The organism is Lactonifactor longoviformis (assembly GCF_042848515.1).
Classification (GTDB): Bacteria; Bacillota; Clostridia; order Lachnospirales; family Lachnospiraceae; genus Lactonifactor; species Lactonifactor longoviformis.
The window spans coordinates 3,069,430-3,088,781 of the sequence record NZ_AP031453.1; the positions used below are offsets into that span (position 1 = coordinate 3,069,430).

Annotated in this window: 5 protein-coding genes; 1 reads left to right on the forward strand and 4 read right to left on the reverse strand. The window is 48.0% G+C overall.

Annotated features, from left to right (window positions below; all coding sequences use genetic code 11):
* Positions 1-98: 98 nt before the first annotated feature.
* Together ACGHCT_RS14110 and ACGHCT_RS14115 are read right to left on the reverse strand one after the other, a co-directional pair.
* Positions 99-12,902 carry a leucine-rich repeat protein gene (locus tag ACGHCT_RS14110; protein WP_390436421.1) on the reverse strand — a complete coding sequence of 4,268 codons (12,804 nt, stop codon included), beginning with the start codon at positions 12,900-12,902 and terminating at the stop codon, positions 99-101.
* A 220-nt stretch (positions 12,903-13,122) separates the two neighbouring features.
* A complete protein-coding gene (locus ACGHCT_RS14115) occupies positions 13,123-14,697 on the reverse strand; it encodes a transposase (RefSeq protein WP_390436423.1) in 1,575 nt (524 codons plus the stop codon).
* Positions 14,698-14,942: 245 nt separating this feature from the next.
* On the opposite strand from ACGHCT_RS14115, the gene ACGHCT_RS14120 reads away from it, so the two are divergent.
* Complete coding sequence (locus ACGHCT_RS14120) at positions 14,943-17,564, forward strand: hypothetical protein (RefSeq protein ID WP_390436425.1); 2,622 nt, start codon at positions 14,943-14,945, stop codon at positions 17,562-17,564.
* A 96-nt stretch (positions 17,565-17,660) separates the two neighbouring features.
* Here ACGHCT_RS14120 and ACGHCT_RS14125 read toward each other — a convergent pair whose 3' ends face one another.
* Positions 17,661-18,683 carry a sensor histidine kinase gene (locus ACGHCT_RS14125; RefSeq protein WP_390436427.1) on the reverse strand — a complete coding sequence of 341 codons (1,023 nt, stop codon included), beginning with the start codon at positions 18,681-18,683 and terminating at the stop codon, positions 17,661-17,663.
* Positions 18,680-19,351, reverse strand: coding sequence for a response regulator transcription factor (locus tag ACGHCT_RS14130; protein WP_154258357.1), 672 nt, complete (start codon positions 19,349-19,351; stop codon positions 18,680-18,682). Before ACGHCT_RS14130 ends, ACGHCT_RS14125 begins: the two co-directional genes overlap by 4 nt.
* Position 19,352: the final 1 nt, after the last annotated feature.

Genomic DNA, 19,352 nt, shown 5'->3' on the forward strand with positions numbered 1-19,352 from the left:
GGCAATTTTGGACGCAATTTGGGGACGTGTACTTTCTAGAAAGTACACGTCCCCAAATCAGATCGGCCTGTCCCAAATTCAATCTGCCCTGTCCCATTTTACTTCAGGTAAACGTTCTGGGCAATATTGCTGTATTGCGTATGCTGGTTTCCGTCCCGATCCCGGTAGACCAGATAGGCTCTGGCATAGCACCTCACCCCTTCCCTGGCATTTCTCAGTGAGAAGATAAAGATACCGTCCGGCCTGGTGAAAGCAGCCTGATATTTTTTGAGTTTCTTATTCTCCAGGGTCATCTTTTTTTCGAAGGCTTCTTCGCCCTGAATAGTATATAAGAAGCCAAACTCCAGCAGCCGGCAGTCCTCAGGCACACTGCGGGAGGAGGTAAAGGACAGCTTTCGCACTCCGTCTTCCTCATAACTTCCGATTTCTGTAATCCGCAGAACAGGCTTTTCTTCTATATAAATATTGGAAGCGATCCTGCTGTAAACCACTTTTTCTGTTCCGTCTTCCTTCTGATATACCAGATAGCTTCTGCAGTAATACACTTTCTCCGGTTCTATATTATTAATGACAAGCCGGTAAATCCCGGAATTTCCTTCCACGGGTATTTCCCTCTCCATGGCACTGCTGCCTCTGATCATTTCTTTGTCGGAGGCAAGAGCCGGATCGGTGGTGTAAAGAACTCCGTGGGACAGAATCTTTTTATCCTCCGGCAATTCCCTGGCAATGGTAAAAGACATCTTTCTGACATTGTCCTCCAGGAAGGTATTCGTATCTGTTACTGCCAGCACCAGACCTGCTTCTGTCTCTGTCCCCGTTTCGGCGTAGACAGGATTTAACGCAGTATCTCCAGTCAAGATAAAGGTATAGGTTTCCCGGTAACTGATAACATTCCCGCTTCTGTCTGTCCAACAGGCAAATTTCATTCCTGCTTCCGGGGGATTTGCTTTCACGGTCAAATGTGTCCCCTCCGGATATTTTCCTTCTGCCGCAGGCTTCTGTGAAGCGTACACAACCTCCCCATTCTCCAGCAACATATTCCATACCGCCTCTTTTTCTTCATACAGAGGTTTTACTTCTATCAATCCCTTTCCACCTGCAATCTCCTGCCGGATCACCTCTTCTGTCTTATCCCATCCCGCAAATACATACCCAAGGCGGGATGGACCTGATGGAAACAGGATATTGCTTCTGACCGTATACTCATGGTTTGCAACCACCTGTCCATAGAAATTCAGGAATACTACTGTGGATTTATCATTGTTTTGATCCGCATATACTGCATACAAGTCAACAGATTCAGCCATTGTAATCGTACACTCAGCTTTCCGGCTCAGAATCTGCCCGCTGCCGTAAGCCCAGTAAGCAAAACTCCCATCTTCGTCCGCAGCGCAGAGCCGGAGCTTCTGACCGGCCTCCCACGTTTTTGAATATACGCCGTCCTTATATTCCTCTTCTGACAGTACATTCCCATTAATGGTAAAGGGGTACTTGCTGTAGATCCTAACATTCTTCCCGGGGATTCGCTCAAATCTGGCCGTATAATGTTCCTCTCCTTCCCTGCACACAGTAATATAGGATCCGGCGCTGGTGACACAGGTGTCCCCCTGGTACCAGCCCAGGAACCGCCATCCATCTGCCGGTCTTGCCTGTATAGTGACCTCTTCTCCTGCCGGATACATACCGCCTCCGGTAAGCTGTCCTCCATTGGAGGGACTGCCTGAAACTACAACCCTTCCCTTCTCTTTCTCCAAAAATCTGGCCTCATAACTCCCTTCCTCCTGTACATACAAGTGATATTCCGGCGTTTCGGCAACTAAAGTATTATCTTTATACCACCCGGCAAATTCATATCCGTAGTCTGGTTGTGCCCTGAGTACAGCCGCCTCACCGGGCAGATACGCCCCGCCCCCGGATACAGTGCCGCCCGCTGCTACCTGTACCTGAATGGTTACCGGATACGTGATCGCGATCTGCTTTCCATAAGAAGTCAGATACGATCCGTCATTGCTTCCCAGTCTCCTCAGTACGATATATTTCCCCGTCTCCTCCGTCTTCAGACGTTCTCCCGCCTGATATGTGAATTCCCCGGCTGCTGACCAGTCAGGCTCTGCAGCCGCATCCAGAAGCAGATACTCATACGCCCCCTCAGGGAGGTTTTCAAACAGATAGTATCCATCCTTTCGGCAGCAGGCAATATCCCCGGTAAGATAAGGAATTCCAGGTATGGCAGTCTTGGTAATATTACCTGCCAGTTCTGCCCCGGAAGCTTTTCTTCTCACCCACAGCACCTGTCCTGCTTCCCGGGGAGTAAAGTGGATAACAGCTCCTTCCCCATCCTTCCAGTTTACACCATTCCAGGAATACTCATATTCCTCACCGAAACTCTCGACGGTACAGCAGTCTGCATAATTCAAAGTTACCTCAGGGCCTTCCGCCAGGTGCAGTTCCTTGTAGGAGGCATTAAACAGCTGATCCCGGCTGCTTATAATTTCTGTGGATTTTTGCCTGTAGTACTCTTCCAGAGACTCATAGGCAGTCTGCTGTTCCCGGCTGATGACCTCCAGCAGGGATGCCCTCTGTTCCCCGGGAATGGATTCTACATAAGCCTTTTCTCCAATCAGCCGCATTTTAATCAGATATTTCAGTGCCTTAAGCGCCCCATTGCTGTCCTGCCTCCTGGCATCCAGATATTTCATCCGGAATGCGTACGTCAGGCTGGCAGTAAACCGAAGCTTCTGAAGATTCTCCACCTTCGAGCTCCAGTCAAACAGATAGTCCGCAGCAGAGTAAACTGCCCTGATAATATCTACAATCATCATAGCGGTTGTCCCGGAGGAGTAAATATCTTTAATATATTTCACCAGCTTATATTCCGTCACCGTAATTGCCGCGTCAGGTACAAAGGATTTGCAGAAAGCTTCCATCCGCTCTGCACGCTCGTCAAATTCCTTTCCCAACTTTTCTTTCAAAATTTTTGCCTCGTCCACCACAATCTCGTTCAGATACGGAGTCTCAATAATGGTATCCAGAACAAAGTCAGCTTCTTCCCTGTTTGCATGAATCTGAAGCAGCAGGTTTGTAAATTCACAGGAATAGTTCCACCCATCCGCCGCACTGCTGACCAGTCCCACTACCTGGGCCGTGTCCCCGAGATGTCCGAGAAGCGCTTCTCTCTCTGCGAGAGGCACCAGACCGTTCTTTTCAAAATAAGATCGGATGATATTTGATGTAGCCGATGTTCCAATAAGAACAGACAGACGACCTGCAAAGCTGTCCGCACCTTCAATCCCCAGTGTCTTTGCCAGCACCCGCAGACTCTTTTCATCGTCCATAAGCAGTTCCAGCTTTGACAGGGACTCTTCCATCTCCCCATCCGTCAATTCCAGTTTTTCTGTGATGTCTCCCGGACTTTGGAGATTTGTCTTCAAAAGTCCAAGCATACTCTTTGTAAGATCGATCAGCTTCTTGTCAACACTTAAGTCAACCGCGTCCTGGAAGGATTCATCCTCCAGCAGCTGAAGAATATAAGCGTCCACCAGCTTTCTCTGCTCCTCTGTTGTAAGGTAGGAAAAATCCAGCTTTAGCACAGCTTGGGTGGAGCTGTAAAACGCCTCCCCAAGCTTTTTCCAGAAATCCTTGTCATCCTCAAGCGCCTGAATATAGTAGTAATAATTGGTATTTTCCATATCCAGTACATAGTTCAGCGCATCCTTTTTCGTCGTCATCTGTTCCTGAATCTTCTGATCGGAATCACTGATATCATACTGATTCATATCGCTTACGATCACCTTAACAGGAATCGATAAGCCGTTCATGGTCTCCGTCACTGCCTTCTGCAGATACAAGATCTCATCCCCGGTGATTGCCCCGTATGCTGCGTATTTTTTTGTGTAAGTCTCTCCTGCACGAAGGACAGGTACCTGGTAATCTGCATCCAGATTCTGCCGGGCTCCCAGTGTGTTGGTTACATACGCGTGCAATGCCTTTACACCGATCTCTCTTTCCTGCCATTCCTCCTCCCCATATTCATAACTCTTTATAGCCTCACCCATAACATCTATAGACGGAAGATTCACATCCGCCTCCCCCTCATTGGTCAGTCCAAGAGTAAAATAAAGAGCTCCCGCTTCTGTATCCCGGTTAATTTCGGCAGTCATAGACAGCCCTGAGATCCCATATACCTGAATGGGATCCTCCGCCTCAAATCTGGCCTGAACAGGCGCCTGGAAAAGGTCCAGAACACCGCTGTAATCTGCTGAAACCGAGTACTCTCCTGTCTTATCTCCCCGAAGCACCCAGCTTATGGTCCGCTCCGTCTGCCCCGGAAAATCTGAAAATGCTACGTCCGCCGACGGACTGTGTTCCATGGCATCCACCACAGTAAGACCGTCTGGCACATGCAAATGCACCTGATTAGAAGAAAGATTAAATTCCCCGGATGCATGGTTCAAAAGATGGAGCTTGACATCAAAGAATTCCTTGAGACAGGATGCCTCCACCGGAATATCCATCAGCGCTACCATCACATGCTCCTGAGACTGACTGCCCGGGCCTGTTTCTCCTCCCTGGGTTACAGGAATTACTGTGGCAGTAACTTTCCGGGTTCCGGTATCCGTATCGATAATGGCAGTCCCGCCTTTATAGATATCGCTGCCGTTGGTGATAACCTTCATCTCTGCCGGCTGTTTTCCGTATGTAAGATGAATGGTAATCTGCATCACATGCTGATTCTCCGGTTTTGTCACATCAATTCCTGCTGCCGCAATCTCATCGAGAGTCATCCGGTCGACCTCAAAGCCGCCTGAGACAATCGGTTCTCTCACCATTGTCAGGGTCAGTTCCGTAGTGGTATTGGCCCGGACTACTACATTCTTCTTTACCGGAAGATAATTTTCCATATAGGAACCCACCGCATACCGGGCAGCTCCTGCTGAAAATACAGCGCAGCCGTCCGTTCCGGTATATTTCACAGTATTCTGGCTGCTGTCCAGGTTAAAGTATACCGGCGCGCCGGATATTGGGCTGCCCTCTGCATCCACCGCCTTCACCTTCAGAGTGCCTAAAAGCTGAGGCTGTGTCACCTCAATTGTCCGGGCGAGGCTGTCTGTATTGCCTTCTGTGTCCGTCACTGTAAGGGTTACTGTATACGTACCCGTATCTGTATATTTATGGACAAAATGATTCCCCGTCTCTGCGGTACCGTCACCGAAATCAATCGCAATTGACTTAATATCCAGATCCCCCCAGGAACCGCTGGCATCATACGTATACTCCACCCCGGCTTCCTGGTTCAGCTCACAGGTGAGCACAGCCTGTACCTGAGGATCTGCTGTAATCCACACACTATCCGTCTCTCTGCTGGATGTATTTCCATATTGGTCCACAGCTTCCACTTTATAAAGATACGTACGGTTTTTCTCAGCATCCTCATCCCGATACTGGTAGTCCCCGGACTCATTTTTGCTTCTCTGTGCAGTCAGCCGGTAGGACTCTCCCGGACATCTCCGGTAAATGCGGTAGCCGGACAGATCCGCCTCCTGATTCCCGGTCCAGGATAAGGCTATTGCCTCCTGATCGGCTGATACAGAGATTTCAGGCATTGCCGGAGCTTCCTTATCCACGGTATAGGTATAAATCTCAGATTCCGCAGTATTTCCCCGGATATCTCTGGCCTCCGCCTTCAGGTATACCCTGTCCCCATGGTTCAGGTTTTTCACCGGCAGATTCTGGATCAAAAGTTTATAATAGCTGTCAATACCCGTCTCTTTTTTCAGAGTCCGCCATGCAGTTTCCTCATTCAGCCGATAAAAGACCGTAACCGTATCCAACGCCCGGTTGTCGCTGGCCAGCACCCTCACTTCGGATGCAGAAGGGCCTGTCACTCCATTGTCCTCCGGGAAAATACTCAGGATCTCGGGAGGTACAGTGTCCTCTCCCGCCCCGGCTCCCACAGGTTCTGTAGGCAAACTTACATTTCCCGCATAATCCCGGGCCCGAATCCGGTAAGAATAAGAAACTCCGTCTTCGGCCGTTCTGTCCACATAATTTACTGTATAAACGGACTCTGCCAAAAGCTCATATTTCTCACTGTCTCCCACAGCCCGATAAATCAGGAAATCGTCCAGATCCTGATCCTCCCCCATTTCCCAGGTTACTTCTATATAGCCAGTACCTGAAACAGCAGTCAATCCCTGGGGAGCCCCAGGCGCTGTCCGGTCCGCGATGTATTCCACATACGGAGCCTGAGAAGAAGTATCCCCCTGATTTCCGGCGCGATCCGACGCCACAGCCCGGATATACAGAGGCCCCTCCGCTCTCTTGGAAATATCCAGTTCATACGCTGCAGTTTCCACAGGATTGCTTCCTGTAAAGTCCGTCTCGCTTACCTTTTCCCAATTTCTCCGGTCGGAAGAAATCTGGATTTCTATGGATGCCACATCGGAATTATCCTCTGCTGTCACAGATACCGGTATCTTATTCCTGTAATAGCCTGGTTTAGGACTGATATCCGTAATCACCGGTGCCCCCGTGTCCTTCTTCGTCTTGGCGGCAATATCCTGAGACGGTATCCCTCTGTTTCCCAGCTGATCATAAGCCACGATCCGATACGTATATACACGGTCCGGGCGTAGCCCTGTAAGATTTACTCCCAAAGTTCTGGATTCGTCTCTGACAGCTGTGTACTCACCGTTTTCCTGCTTCTGCTCCACACGGAAAAAGCTGAGATCGGTATCTGCCACATCCTTCCACCGCAAAGTAATTGTGGAAGATGTACTCTCCCAGGAGAGACCGGTAACCTGATTTGGCCCCTGATTGTCAATCTTATAGGTGTAAATCAGCCCGCTGCTTCGATTGCCTGCGGCGTCCTCCGCCATGCCTTTCACCTGCACCAGACCATCCCCGTACTTTGACGTATCCATCTGGAATCTGCAGTCCTGCCCTCTGTTCTCACTCAGAAGCTCCCAGGTTGCCCCTTTGTCCCGTGAAAGATATATCTGTGTGAATACCACGGCAATATTATCTTCTGCCTGGACATAAAGCTCCGCACTGCCGCCAATGGTTTTACCGTTGGACGGGAGCATTTTTACTACGCGGGGCGGTTCCTTGTCTGTCTGGGGAACCGCAGACGCAGGCTCAGAAGGCGCTCCCTCCTGCCCCATATCATTTACGCCCACAATATAGTAATAGTACTTCACATTCTCCCTGGCAGCGGCATCGGTGTAGGTTAAGGTCTCCCGATCGTAAATTCTCTTGTACAGCGTATACGCAGACTCGTCCTGAGTTCTCCGGTAAATATGATAGCGGGTGGTATCCGCTTCATGGGCCATGCTCCAGTTTAAAACAATACGGTTCGTATCACCCACTGCAGTCAGGCTGGTAATCTTTTCAGGCACGGAAGCGTCGTAATAGATGCTCTGCGTCATTGCTCCGGTTCTGCCGTCCACATCCGTGAGATCGAATCCAACCGTATACATTCCTTCCGGCAGATATTCCAGATCCCACTCGGTACGGTAGACAGCCGTCTCCCCGTCAGAAGTATAAGGCGCTGTCAGGACCTCACCCACAGGGACCTTCTCATCTTTCTCATTCAGGTAGTAAAACTGTCCTTCCGTGGATTTACCGCCGAGACTCCCAAGATTCCCTGTGTCCTTTACTCTGGCATATATTATATTTTTATTCTGGCTTACTTTATTTAGAATGTGAGCGGTATAAATGCGTTCCACCAAAGGCCGTTTGGGTCTCACCGAGACAGACGCCCTCTTTGTCGTCTGTCCCTCCGTGGTATATCCGCACACGTAGTAGGTAACAGAAGCATCTTCCAGAAGCCCTGTGTCAGTAAACCAGGTCTCCTCTGTCACGCCTACAGGTTCCGCCTGGTTATTCCGATAGATATAATACCCTGCCACCTGGTCACTGTTGGAGCGGTTCCAGGTAAGGTGCACCGTATTGCTGAAGACATTGGCCGCCTTCAGACTCCCCGGGGGCAGGTTTAAGGTATCCCATGAAAATTCCACACCGGCCGGTACATAGGAGCCGTAGGCTGATTTATAGGCATCAAAAGCCTCTTTGGGGGTGTAGATCGTCTTCAGTGCTTTCATGGTCCGGAAGGTGTCGCTGCAGCCTTTGAGATCCGGGGGAACCGTTCCCAAAAACGTAACTGCTGTGACCCCGGAGCAGGAGTTAAAGCTTGGAGAATAATAGTTCTGATTCATTGATTCCACATTTTTCCCCACTGTAATACTGGTAAATTTGCTGTTATTGTAAAAACTGTTATATCCGATTACCCGGACAGAGTCAGGGATAATAAGCTCCCCCTGCAGGCCGGTAGAAGTAATCGTATATTCCTTTAATTCACTTATATTTTCCGAAAGATGCAGACTCCCGTCCAGGCCCGTACATTCATGAAAGGCGTATTGCCCCAGATAAGTCACACTGTCCGGGATCCAAAGGCCGCCCTTAAGTCCTTTACAGCCGGAGAAGGCATGATCTCCCACAAAAGTCACATGGCTTCCCAGCGTCAGAGAAGTAAAGCCCAAACAATTGTAAAATGCGTAATTTCCTATGGTTTCTGTACTGTCCGGAAGTATCAGAGGACCGTTCAGGCCCTGGCAGCCGTAAAATGCATAATTTCCTATGGTGTTCAGCCCCTCAGGGAATCTAATCTCCCCGGTAAGCCCGCTGCAGCCGCGAAATGCGCTCTCTTCTATGTAAGTCAATGTCTTGGGAAGCGTTATATGTTTGAGTGTACGGTTGTTTCGGAATGCATTTTTTGCGATTCCGGTAATCCCCTCCGGAACTTCAACCTCTTCCTCGTTTCCTGTGTATCCGATCACTACAGAACCGTCCTTCACCAAACCGTCCGTACCATCCTCCAGGATTCTGGTATGTTCGCCCAGATAATCTCCATAGCTGTCGCTGTACGCCTTCCAGGCGCCTGCCGGAACATAAATCGTTTCCAGCGCGGGCAGAGTTGTAAAAACACTCGTATATTTACAGAGATCCGGAGGTGTCAAACCTTTAAATCTAATGGCTTTCAGAGCGGAACATCCCTCAAAACTGCTGTAGTAGTAATAGCCGGTAATTTCATTCATCTTTTGTACATTCGCCCCTACCGTGAGATCCGTAATGTTTTTACAGCCATAAAAGGCGTAATATCCCACAGATGATGCCTTGTCCGGGATGACAACCTCTCCCTGAAGCCCCGTACATCCGCGGAATGTATTAGGGGCAATCTTTTCTAATTCTTCAGACAGCCGAAGTCCGGCAAATCCAATGCAGCCTGAAAAAGCACTGTTTCCCACAGAATTTATACTGTCAGGCATTGTCAGTGTCCCCCTCATCCCGCTGCAGGAGTAAAAGCAGCTCTCTCCGATGGTCTGAATCCCGTCCTCCAGGATGAGGGATGTAAAGCCTTTGCAGTAGGCAAATGCATTGTCTTTTACCTCAGATACGGTTCCGGGAATACGAAGTTCTCCCTTCATGCCTGTACAGTTGTAGAAAGCCTGCTTTCCAATCACGGTCAGGCTCTTGGGCAGTTCTGCCCCCTGGAGCTTCTCACAGGAATAAAAAGCGCCCTCTCCAATACTGGCTGCTCCATCCGGCAGAATCAGCTCCTGTTCCAGGCTGCTGCAGTTGCCAAAGGCATAGTCCCCAATTTCCTTTATCCCCTGTCCCCATAAAACTTCCCGGAGGGCAGTGCAGCCTCTGAAGGAATAAGGCCCTATTTTTTCCACGGTGTCAGGGAAGATGATCTTTTCTATTCCGGGATGGTTCTGAAATGCTCCTCTGCCGATCTCCGTAATTCCGTCCGGAATCCTCACCTCTGTTTCATTTCCGGCGTAATCAATCAAAGTATTTCCCTCTGTAAGAAAACCATCCTGCCCGGCCTCATACATTCTCTGTCCGGTCTGAAGGTACTGGCTGTAAGCTTTGGCGTACGCCCCGTAGGTTCCCTTGGGAATTTCCAGCTCTTTCAGAGAAGGAAGACTGCTGAATGTACTGCCCTTATAATTTTTTAAATCGGGAGGCACAGAACCTCTGAATACAATTTTTTCCAGCGCGCTGCAGCCCTCAAAAGACCCATAGCCGTAATAGCCGCTGTCTGCATTCAGCGCTGTTACCCCGGCTCCTATCACTGCCCGGGTCAGACCTTCCATATTATAAAATGCGTAATAGCCTATGGCTGTTACCTTATCCGGGATTACCACCTCTCCTTTTACCCCTCTGCACTCAGAAAATGTATGTGCAGGCAAAGTCTCCAGATTCCGGGACAGACGGATACTCTCAAAGCCTTTGCAGGATGAGAATGCACTCCCTCCCAGGCTTGTTACACTGTCGGGCAGCTCCAGAGCCCCCTGCATGCCGGCGCAGTTATAAAAGGCCTCCCTGCCTATTGTTCGGATCCCCTCTTCCAGACGCAGGCCGGAAAGTCCGCTGCAATAGGCAAAGGCGCCGTCCCCCACCGTTTCCACACTGCCCGGAATTGTAAGAAGCCCCAGAAGACCGGTACAGCTGTTAAAAGCATGGGGGCCAATAGACGTCAGTGCGGCCGGAAGCCTCAGCGCTGTGAATCCGGTACACTTATAAAAGGCATAGCTTCCGATGGAGTCTGTTCCGTCAGGCAGAATCAGCTCTCCGGTCAGTTTTCCGCAGTTGTAAAATGCGTAATCACCTATTGTCACCGAGTCCATATCAAAATTAATTTCAGACAGACTTATACAGCCCCGGAACGCATTATTTCCTATTTTTCGGATACTCAACGGGAGTATCACCTTTTGAAGACCGGTATTGTTCTGGAACGCTCCGGTGCCAATCTCTGTCACTCCCTCAGGTATCTCTACCTGCGTGTCATGTCCCGTATATCCCACTACAATCCCGTCCTGAATCAGCATCCCCTCAGAACCTTCTTCCGTGATCCGGGCATTGTCCGGAAGGTCCGCTCCGTATGCACTGCTGTAGGCTTGGTAGGTTCCCACAGGAACAATCACGGAAGTAAGCGCAGACAATTCTCTGAATGCACCCTTATATTTTTCCAGAGAAGGGGGCGTACTTCCCCTGAACTTCAAAGTTTTCACCCCTGTGCAGCCGCTGAAACTGGAGTACGAGTAGTATCCGCTGTCCGCGTTCAATTTCTGTAAGCCAGTGCCGAGTACAAAGCATTCCACACCAGTCAATCCTCTGAAAGCATTATATCCAACGGACACGACGCTGTCAGGAATGACAACCTCGCCGCTGATTCCCTTGCAGTCAGAAAAAGTATTTACTTTAATCTGGGTCAGGTTTTCTGACAATATTAAGCGTTCAAGCTGCGAGCAGGAAGAAAAGGCACTGCTTCCCAAAGCTGTCAGGGTATCCGGAAGCGTCAAATCTCCCTTCATTCCGCTGCACTGACTGAATGCATAGTCTCCTATTGACTCCAAACCTTCCTGCAGGATAAGCCTGCTGAGATTTGAGCAATTGTAAAAGGCCTGGCTGCCGATACTCCTGACACTGGGCGGCACACTTAGCTCCCCCGATAATCCGGTACAGTAATAAAAAGCATTATCTCCAATTTCCGCCAACTGTTTCGGCAGGATAACTCCTTCCAGTGCGGAACATCCCTGAAATGCACCTTCCCCGATGGAAGTCAGATTTTCAGGAAGCTCCAGGATTCCAGACAGACTGCTGCAACCGTAAAAGGCAAACTCCCCCAATTCCAGATTCGTCATGGGAAATTCCACCTTCTCCAGCTGCGCACACCCGCGGAACGCATTCCTGTCTATTTTCTCTACGCTTTGGGGAATTGCAACATTCTGCAGAGAGGTGTTGTTCTGAAATGCACCGGGTCCGATTTCTGTCACTCCCTCAGGTATCTCCACCTGGGATGCACTGCCCGTATAGCAAATCAGAATATTTTCCTCAATCAGCTGTTCTTCCTCGCTCTCCGTCAGTAATCTCACGCCGTTTTGGAGATAGTCACCGTATGCCAGCGCATAATCCCGGTAGGCTCCTGCGGGTACCGTCAGAGATTCCAGTCCTTTCAGATTCTGAAACATTCCTGTAACGCTGCGAATGCCGGGGGGATTACTTCCCCTGAACGTAATGTCCGCCACGCCATCGCATCCCTCGAAGCTAGAGTACGAATAATAGCCTGAACCCTCATTTAATTCCGTCACATTTTCTCCCAGCTCCACAGAGGTCAGCTTCCCCGCATTCCGGAATGCATAATATCCTACAGTTTTTACACTGTCGGGAATCTCCAGTTTCCCTGTCAGATTCTTACACTCTGCAAAACAGTAGGCACTGACTGCCGCCATTGAGCCGGACAGCTTCAATGAACCGTCAAAACCCGAATTACCATAGAAAGCATTGCTGCCCACAGAAACAACGCTGTCGGGTAATATCAGATCCCCTGTAAAACCGGTACAGCCGTAAAATGCATAAGATTCTATTGTTTTCAGCCCGTTTCCCAACTGCAGCGCTCCAAAGCCGACACAGTTATAGAAAGCACTGCCTCCAATGGTTTCCACACTGTCCGGAATCTCCAGCACCCCGGACAGATTCCGGCAGTCGGAAAATGCCATTTGGCCGATTGTTACCAGACTGGAAGGAAAAGAAACAGAAGTAATATTCTGATTATCCCTGAACGCTTCCTTCCCGATAGCAGTCACCAAAACTCCGTCAATCTCCTCCGGGATCACCACATCAGAATCCTCCCCCAAATACCCGGTAATTGTTCCATTGTCAAAGGCAAACGCCTGCGTATCTGCCTCTTTCTCAAACCCCTCCTCTTCCTGTGTTTCGCTCAATTCCTGGCTGTCCATGCCAGATGTCATATTCTCCTGCAAAGCATAGGCCGTCTCAGGTCCGGAAACCGCCATTGCCGCAGCCAACAATAAGGCAATTATTCTTTTTCTCATAAATTGTTCCCCCATCAAAAAATTCATATCGGAATACTGCTGGAATCCGATACCATATAACATAATTGTACCACAGAATCGTGTAAAAAGGGGCTGTGAAAAAATGGAGTTGCTCTAACTCCATTTTTTCAGCCCCTCTTTATTTTGTGGAAAGCGTAAGAAAAAAGCAGTAAAAAGCGCATAATCCCCCTTACCCCAACAAACGTGCGCTCTTTCTTCTTTAAGCCACTTCCCGGAGTCTCATCTGCTTATTATAGATTTTATAGAGATTATGGCCGATAGAAACAAGAAATATCTCTACTCTTACCGAATCCAGTCCTCTTCTTACAATTCGCTTATACCTTCGGTCGTATTTGATGATTCCAAATGTCCCTTCTGCCTGGATGGAGCGGTTCATGCGGAGCAACGCCCCATGGATACTCTGAAGATTATCCAATACCTCCTGATGCATGGCGCTTAATTCCGCATTAATCCGCACTGTCCTGTTCTTTTCTGTTCTCTTGCATTTTTCTGCATAGGGGCAGCCACTGCAGTCCTCGCAGGTATAGTACTCTTCCTGCCTGCCGTATTGGTTCCCTTTCACTGGTTTTCGGTATGCAAAGTGGAACTTCCTCCCGTTTGGACAGATTAGGTTCCCTTCCGGGTCTGTCTTAAAATTCACTGCACGCAACGGGTCTTCATGGTACTTTTCGTCTGTTGTCTCTTTCTTATACATGGGGAATTTCATGAACTTTTCCATCCTATGGTCCTGGCAGAACAGATAGTTATTAAAGGATCCATACCCTGCATCCGCTACCGGATATTTCGGGTAGAAACCGTATAACTCATGGAACTTTTCCATCAGTGGCACAAAGCAGTCCATGTCGGACCGGTACTGCATGACATCTACCACCGCAATGTACTCGTCAGCCACTCCGATCTGTATGTTGTATGCAGGAAGGAGCTGGTCATTTCCCATATAGTCCTTTTTCATCCGCATGAAGGTCGCGCCATGGTCCGTCTTCGCATAGCTGTTCCGGTCAGGCTCGCATATCCGGATCTTTTCCACGTATTCCGAAAGCTTTCCGATATATTCCTTTAAACGTTCGTAGTAACGCTGCTCCTGGCTCTTCCGATGTCCCCGGCCGTATACAAATGTGTCCTCGTCGATATGGCAGAAGAATTCATACCTGGACAAAATGACCTCCAGGCTGTCCGGGGTGTATTCTACATTGGTTTCAATTTTCAGCCCTGTGTATGCCAGCGTTTCGTTCATTTCTGTAAGCAGTGTGGTAATCTTGCCGAACAGACGGTATCTCGATTTTTCCGTGGCTTTTTTCCATACCCAGGTATACTTGTTTGCATTTGCCTCGAATTTTGAGCCATCTATATACAGATGCTGCAAATCGATTCCCTCCGCTGTCTGGATATAGGACATGACTGCCTTAAAAATATCCTGGGCAGATTCCTTGATCTCTTCATTGATAAAATAACTGAAGGCACGGTAACTGGGAGTTTCATGATCCATCAGGTACATGTAACGGATGTTGACTTTGCATCGGTCTTCTAATTCCCGAAGGGAAGCGTATCCAGTGTCCATAAAGCCGAACAGGACTGTCTTTAGCATGTTGACCCGATTATATCCGGGCCGGCCCAGTTTATGTGAGGGCTCTGGCCTAAGATATCTTTCTATTCCAATCTCCTCCATGATTCTGTCAAATGCTAATACTGGATCACAGAGATCCAGACAATCCGAAAAAAACAGTGGCAGCCTTCCCTGTTTTGCGGTATAATATTTCTCGGTATTATTGTTCATAGTAGATTAATTTTACCACAAAAAGAAGAACGCCTCCAGGTTTGTATACCTGAAAGCGTTCTTTTTTTACGGGACTTTTTTCACAGCCCCTTTTTACTTTAAATGTAATTGACTCTAACCAGCTAACCCCGTATAATTGTCTATATACATATAGGTAAGGTATATTTTAATCGAACAATTTATTTATACCACATTATACTGTCTGCAATATCATCTGCAGATCTTGTATCGAAAAGGGGGATTTTATGAAAAGAAAAAGACAACACATGAAAACGCTGTATCTGGCATTCACTGCCGCAGTCTTCCTGGCTGTTCTATGGGCGGTTCCTGTTCTGGCAGGCTCTGCGCCGGCACATGCAGGTGCGCAAATCAGTGCGGAGAATGTCCACAGTCTTACTATTCAGGATTCTGTTACCTGCAGTGACGGCAATACGCTGGTATTTGACAGAGATTTTGCCGAAACCTCCGGCGGGGAGAGGTTTTATTTTGCTGATGTGAAAATAGCAGCAGGTTCACCTTATTATTTTGCCCCTGTCACCCAGGAGGGCTGGACATTTACCACCGGCGATATATCCGGTACTGCCCCGGATCAAGATCTGGTTTTGGTCTTTCATTACACGACAGATCTTACTTCTGAAGAAGTTACCTATGATTATTCGGATGACTCTTACATACCTGAAAGCCGTACCGGCAAAGCAGTGAGAACACTGCAGTTCGAGGCAGAAAGAAATGGCGAACCGTGGCCCGGTATTACACTTAAAACAGAGAGTCCCATTGCCCTGGGTAAATACCCGGGCAGTTATGTACCAGACAGCTCTGCGGAGGAAATGGAATGCTATGAAGAGACAGAACCACTGTCTTTTGTCACCGGAGAGGACGGACGGAACAATCTTGTAACAGAGTATCCTGCAGCCGGAGAGTCCGGGGATACTGCTTATTATACGATCCCCCAGCTGCAGCTCTCTTCCACCATTACCATGATTTATAACAACGGGATCGGTACGCTCAAAGACCCCTATGGAAATACCTATGGAGGATATTCTCTATATGAGCCCTCAGATTCCTTGCCTTCCAGTACTGTCATCAGTGTATTCAATGGGGAAAACGAAAAAGCACTGCAGGCTTCTGTCTCTCTTTCCTACGAAGAAAATACTTACTACTTTACAAGTGATGAGGAATCAGATAATTTCTGGCTTCCGGATACTTCCTTTATAACAGAATATATAAAGAAAGGCTACTCACTGGATGTGGAAAACACGTCAACCGGATCCACGGTCATTGCTGAACTAAATGCAACATATGTAAAGCCTTCAAACCCCGGCTCAACAACCAAACCCCCTGTTAAGTGGCTGATAACCAACAAAGGCCAGCTGCGATATATCCGCCCGGACGGCACCTACCCCATAAATATGTGGGAATGCGTTGACAGTACCTGGTATTACTTTAACAAAGACGGCTATTGCGTCAGAGGATGGCAGTACCTTCACGGAAAATGGTATTATATGAACTCTGTTGGCGCCATGCAGACCGGATGGCAAAAAATAGACGGTTCCTGGTATTACTTCGACAATTCGGGAGCCATGCAGACCGGATGGCTTAACCTTGGCAGCACCTGGTACTTCCTGGACAGCAGCGGTGCCATGAAAACCGGGTGGGTGCAAACAAGCGGTTCCTGGTATTATTTTGAACCCTCCGGAGCGATGAAAACCGGGTGGCTAAAAAACGGCAGCTCCTGGTATTTCCTGAAAGATTCGGGAGCCATGCAGACCGGATGGCTTCTGGACGGCAAAACCTGGTACTTCCTGGACGGCAGCGGCGCCATGAAAACCGGATGGGTGCAAACAGGCGGTTCCTGGTATTTCCTGGAATCCTCAGGAGCCATGAAGACCGGGTGGTTTAAGCAGGGAAGCACCTGGTATTATCTCACCGGCAGCGGTGCCATGAAAACTGGGTGGCTTCTTGACGGCAGCACCTGGTACTACTTCAATTCCAGCGGAAAGATGCAGACCGGATGGTTAAAACAGGGGAGAAACTGGTATTACCTTACCGGCAGCGGCGCCATGAAAACCGGATGGTTCCGGCAGGGCAGCTGGTACTATTTCCGCACAGACGGAACGATGGCCACCGGATGGTATCTGGATAAAAATACCTGGTATTATGCCAACAGCGGCGGTGCCATGCAGACCGGATGGCTTCGCCAGGGAAACACCTGGTATTATCTCACCGGCAGCGGCGCCATGGCCACCGGATGGTATCAGGTGGGCGGCACCTGGTATTACGCTGACAAGAGCGGAAAAATGTTGACCGGATGGATCAAAGACGGCAGCATCTGGTATTATCTTACTTCCTCCGGATCCATGACAAAAAACCGTTGGATCGGCAATTACTATGTGGGAAGCTCCGGTGCCATGTATGTATCGCGCTTTACCCCTGACGGCTTCTACGTAAACGGATCCGGACAGTGGATCCCCATCTCCGGCAGTGAATTCAAGCAGGACGGCCTGCGTTTGGTATCCAGCTACTTCTATCTCACGCTTCCTGAGTCATGGGCCGGCAAAGTGGCTTATTATTCAGAAAAAGATTTCTGGGGGATATGGTATAATGAGACCGCTTCCTCTGCAGAAGGTGAGATATCCGCTGATATCCTGGATGTCTTTGCCTTCAATAGTGAAAGTGAAAGCCTTGCAGGACTCACAGAACTTGAAAACACCAGGAACCATGGACAGCATGCAGGACGATGGTTTATATCCGGCAACAGCACCTCAGATACTATAGATATCAGTATATTTACTCAGGAACAGCAGGAGGAGATTCAGAAATTAAGGGCAGAAGCCTCATCCATCCTTGATTCCATCGTGTTCAGATAAGCTTAAATTCGATTTTGGGACGTGTTCTTTCTAGAAAGAACACGTCCCAAAATCGATCTGCCCTGTCCCCAACCGCTTTCGCTACTTATTCCCTATTTAGTTTCTGTCCATTGTGAGTACAGGAAAATGTACCGATATTTTAAAATACCTTTTATATTCAGACTCAGCCTCCAACTTCAAGTTAAGATCATCTGCCATTTTCTTAGTCAAATACAATCCCATGCCAGTAGCTTTGTTTCTGCTGTCAGTGGAATCACCAGTAAAACCTTTTTGGAAGATATAAGGGAGATCATAACTTTTTACACCATTACCATTGTCGGTTATAGAAAGCACAATTTCAATGCCAGTATGCTCTGCTGATATAATAAGCATAGGGCTGTCACTGCTATATTTAATGACATTACTGATAATTTGCCCTAGCATAAATTGAAAGCCCCTGCGATCTGTAAAAACTGTTTCAGCTCCTATTTCATTTTGAACGGTAAACTGCTTTTCTTCGAGAAGCGGAGCATAATCTGCCAAAACTTCTTCCAAGAGATATTGTAGATTTAATTCTTCAAACCGATAATCTTTGGTACTGCTTTTTAATCTGGCATAGTAGAGCATCTGTGAAATATCCTCTTGAAATTGATTGCACACATAATCTAATTTAGTTTGAATATCAGATGGGATCTCATTTGCTCGATTATCTAAAATCATGGCAAGCAAAGACAGCGGTGTTTTGGCTTCATGTGCCCAGCTTTCCACATATTCCTCATAATCCCGGAGTTCTTCTGCAAGATTATATTGGATCAACTGTCCTTTTCTCAGAACGGAAGCTAAAAGCTGAATTTGTTCCCTTTCCTGCTGACTGACTGCTCTAATTAGTCGTTCTTCATTGACTGCATCTGGATTTGAAAGGAACGCTTGAAACAGACTTTGTTTCCTCCGCTCTTTTAAATCGGTATAAACCAGCACCAAAGCAAAAAGTGTCAGGCTCCACAGCAAAATCATACCTGCTAATGCCTGAAATGCCTGAACATTGGAAAGCCAAAGTAATAGCGCAGAAAAAATACTTGCAATCAATAACACGAGCAGCCATGGGGCATTTCGTTTTATAGTAGTCCAAAAATGTTTCATAAGTCTACCGCTCTTTCCAGCCGATAGCCCACACCGCGAACTGCCACAATTTTTTGTCTCATTCCCAATGCTGCCATGGTCTTTTTTAATCGGGACAAATTTACCTGTAAAGCATTTTCGTCAATAAACTCCATTGTCCCCCAGAGAGTTTTGCAAAGTTCCTCCGATGTTGCCATGTCACTGGAGAGAAGTGCTTCCAAAAGTTTCCCTTGATTTTTGGGAAGTACCACCGAAGTGTTATGAATATAGAGAGTATAAGTTCCCCGATCCAACAAAAAATCCTGTCCTTCCAGAAGATTTGGACGGCCTTCATATCGTTTAAGAATATTAGTTATCCTTGCAAGAAGCCGCTCTTTACGGCAGGGTTTTGTTAGATATTCATCAGCTCCCAGCCGAAGCGCTTGCAGTTCATCCTGCATCTGATCTCTGGATGTCAAAACCAGAACAGGGATGGCTGTTTTTTGTTTCAAATCCTGACAAATTTGAAATCCGCTAATTCCGGGGAGATTAAGATCCAAAAGCACAAGGTCAGGAATGAGGACTGTTAAATGTTTTACAGCATCTTCAAAGACCGTCACTTCTAATGCCTCATATCCTGCCTTTTTTAGCATACTGCAAAGTTCTTCCCGCATATAAATTTCGTCTTCCACAACTGCAATTTTTTTCATA